A 2,948-nucleotide genomic window follows, 5' to 3' on the forward strand; every position below is an offset into this window, starting at 1 on the left:
GTAGGCGGCCAGCTCCCGCCGGTACCGCTCCTCCGCCCGGCCCTCCGCGGCAGCGCGCCGCCGCCGCGCGTCCGCCAGCATGTTCCCGGCGTGATCTGACAGCGCCACAAACCGCATATACGCATATTTTCGGATCCGCACCCACGGGGCAATGCCAGCGAGGATGACGGGCAGTATGCAATGCTCAGACTTCTGTTGTTGACTCGGCTCATCGCACCATCGCCGTGAGGGACACCGCTGTGAGCACCGAATTGACCGAGGGCAGCGAGCGCGCTGCGCCCGGGCTGGGGGATGCCGGACGCACGGGTTTGCCGCGGCGGTTCTGGCGATGGTGCGGACGGCACCCGCGGGCCGTGTGGGCGGCGGGCCTGGCGCTCGCCGCGCTGGTGCTGTTCCTGCTCTACTTCCGCGACGCGCAGACCATCGGGCAGAGCAGCGACTCGGGCGGGATATCGCTGCAGGCCTGGGATCTGTGGCATGGCAACCCGATCCTGCGCGGCTGGTGGCTCAGCGACGAGTGCTTTTACACGATCGACCTGCCGATGAACGCAGTAGTCCAGATGGTCGTCGGGCTGCGGCCGGTGACGGTCCACATCTACGCGGCGGTGGACTATGTGGTCGTCCTGCTGCTCGCTGGACTGCTCGCCAGGGGACGGGCCCGCGGGCGGCAGGGCATTGTCCGGATGCTGCTTACCGTCGGCATCATGCTCGCGCCGTCGACGGTGCTGGGCTCGCGGATCCTGCTGCAGGGGCCAGATCACGTGGGCACGCAGATCGCCGTGCTGGCGACGTTCCTCGTGATCGACCGCGCGGCGGAGCGCTGGTGGGTTCCGGTGGCCGTGGCCGTCCTGCTCACCGTGGCGCAGGTCAACGACGTGCAGGCGACGTTCTCCGCCGCGGCGGCCGTCGGGGCGGCCTGTGGCGTGCGAGCCTGCTCGGAGGTCGCCCGCTGGCAGCGCCCGCCGCGGGAACGCTGGTACGACGCGTCACTCGTGGTGGCGGCGGTGGTCTCCTTCGCCCTGGCGCACCTGATCGTGGCGGGAATCCACGCGGCGGGCGGCTTCTACCTGCCCGGACCGAAAAACGGGCTTGGCTTCGCTCCCATCTCCGCGATGCCCGCCCATACGTGGGCGACCGTCTACAACGTGCTTATCTTGTTCGGCGCCGACTTCATCGGGCAGCCGATGGGGATCAGCGCCATTTTCGCGCTGCTGCACCTCGCCGGGGTCGCGCTCGGGTTCGGGGCGCTGTGGATCGGCGCGCGCGGGTTCTTCACCCGGATGGACCGGGTCAACCAGATGCTCGTGGCCGGCACGGTCTTCATCCTGATAGCGGGCGCGTTCGGCCTGTACGCGGACGCGGTCACCGGCGCGCACGACATCATCCCCGTGCTGCCGTTCTGCGCGGTGCTCGCCGGGCGGCTGTTCGGCGAGCGGCTAGCCGCCCTGCGGCTCGAACCGGTGCTGGCCGCCGGGCTGGTTGTCATGCTCGCCGCGCTCGGCTACAACGACATCCAGCCGAAGGCGGTCCCGCCGAGCACGCAGCTCGCCGCCTGGCTGGAGGCCCGCCACCTGACCATGGGCCTGGGCGGCTACTGGGAATCGAACATCACCACGCTCGACACCGGCGGCCGGGTACGGATGGTGTCTACGGTGGGGAACGGCACTACCGCCCAGGAGTACGAGTCCAGTGCCGAGTGGTTCAACCCGGCGAAATACCAGGCGAACTTCATCGTGGCGTATTCCGCCTCCACGGATCCCTCGCCGGTGAAGCCGTCCGTCGTGCGGGCGTGGTACGGGCCGCCGGCGCACGTCTACCACTTCGAGGACTACACGATCATGGTCTACGACTACAACCTGCTGACCCGGGTCACCGTGCCTGCTCTGCCTTAGCCGGGAAAGGCCGGTTCCTGGGATTGGAACCGGCCTTTGGGCTGGGTGGGCGATACTGGGATCGAACCAGTGACCTCCTCGGTGTGAACGAGGCGCTCTCCCGCTGAGCCAATCGCCCGTGCCATGGGTCAGCGTAGCGCATGTTGGTGCGTGACGTGGCAATGGTCACGCTGTGCAGTCAACGATGGCGCGGTCTCGGCGTCTGGACGTGCAAAGACCTACTGGCAAGTAGTATGAGTGTTCGCTACTCTAAGCGATGCAATCGATAAGCATCGGATAACGATCTCATCGCAAGGTGTTGCCAGTCGCCTACTGTGGGTAGACCGTTTTGTAGCAGATTAGTTGCGATGAAGGTCACAACCTGTGCAAACGATAGGCAGGAACAAGAAGGTGGGCTAGGGTCGTTCCTAACACATGGCAGCTGCACATGCAGATGCAGTGGCGGATGCCCGTGCAGCCGGGACGCGAAAAGTTCAAACGGAAGCAATCGGGCAAGACACCCCGTAACGCTCCGTATATGTACATCTCGCGAGCCGGCTGTGACACTCCGACAGACCCCGGGAGACCGGGAACCGGCGAATAGGTTGACCAGATAATGAACAGCAGCAGCACGGTATCAGCGGAACTCGGACTGCGCCTCGTCGTGCCACAGCAGACGATCGTGCCACTGATGGCTAGCCTCTTTTACTCCCGCGAGGACCCCTACGCCATCCGCATCGCGTTCCACGTTGGCCTCGATGAGCCAGTCGAGTGGATCTTCGCGCGGGATCTGCTGGCGAGGGGCATTGAGAGCCGCGAGGGTCTCGGTGACGTCCAGGTGTGGCCGTCGGCCGGCACCGAGGGCGGCGAGCCAGGCAGCGTGCTGAACCTCGAGCTGTCCTCCCCGTTCGGCCAGGCGCACTTCGAGGCGCCGGTCAAGGATGTCGCGGACTTCCTGCGCAAGACCTACCAGATCGTGGTGGCCGGCGAGGAGAGCGACCACGTCAACGTCGAGGCCGAGCTCACCGACCTGCTTCGCCAGGCGTCCTAACACCAGGAAATCTCAGCTTCCCGGCC

Annotated in this window: 2 protein-coding genes and 1 tRNA gene; 2 read left to right on the top strand and 1 reads right to left on the bottom strand. The window is 66.4% G+C overall.

The genetic code is table 11. The features are described 5' to 3' along the window. Positions 1 to 239: 239 nt before the first annotated feature. A complete protein-coding gene (locus tag WA805_RS30310) occupies positions 240 to 1,892 on the top strand; it encodes a hypothetical protein (protein ID WP_425244036.1) in 1,653 nt (550 codons plus the stop codon). Between the two features lie 46 nt (positions 1,893 to 1,938). Here the strand turns inward: WA805_RS30310 and WA805_RS30315 are convergent. After that, positions 1,939 to 2,010 (bottom strand) — tRNA-Val (locus tag WA805_RS30315). Between the two features lie 477 nt (positions 2,011 to 2,487). Here WA805_RS30315 and WA805_RS30320 point away from each other — a divergent pair. Next, positions 2,488 to 2,922, top strand: a complete 435-nt coding sequence (locus tag WA805_RS30320) for an SsgA family sporulation/cell division regulator (RefSeq protein WP_422275313.1) — start codon at positions 2,488 to 2,490, stop codon at positions 2,920 to 2,922. Positions 2,923 to 2,948 lie beyond the last annotated feature (26 nt).

It is taken from the genome of Trebonia sp. (genome assembly GCF_049794275.1).
Classification (GTDB): domain Bacteria; phylum Actinomycetota; class Actinomycetes; order Streptosporangiales; family Streptosporangiaceae; genus Trebonia.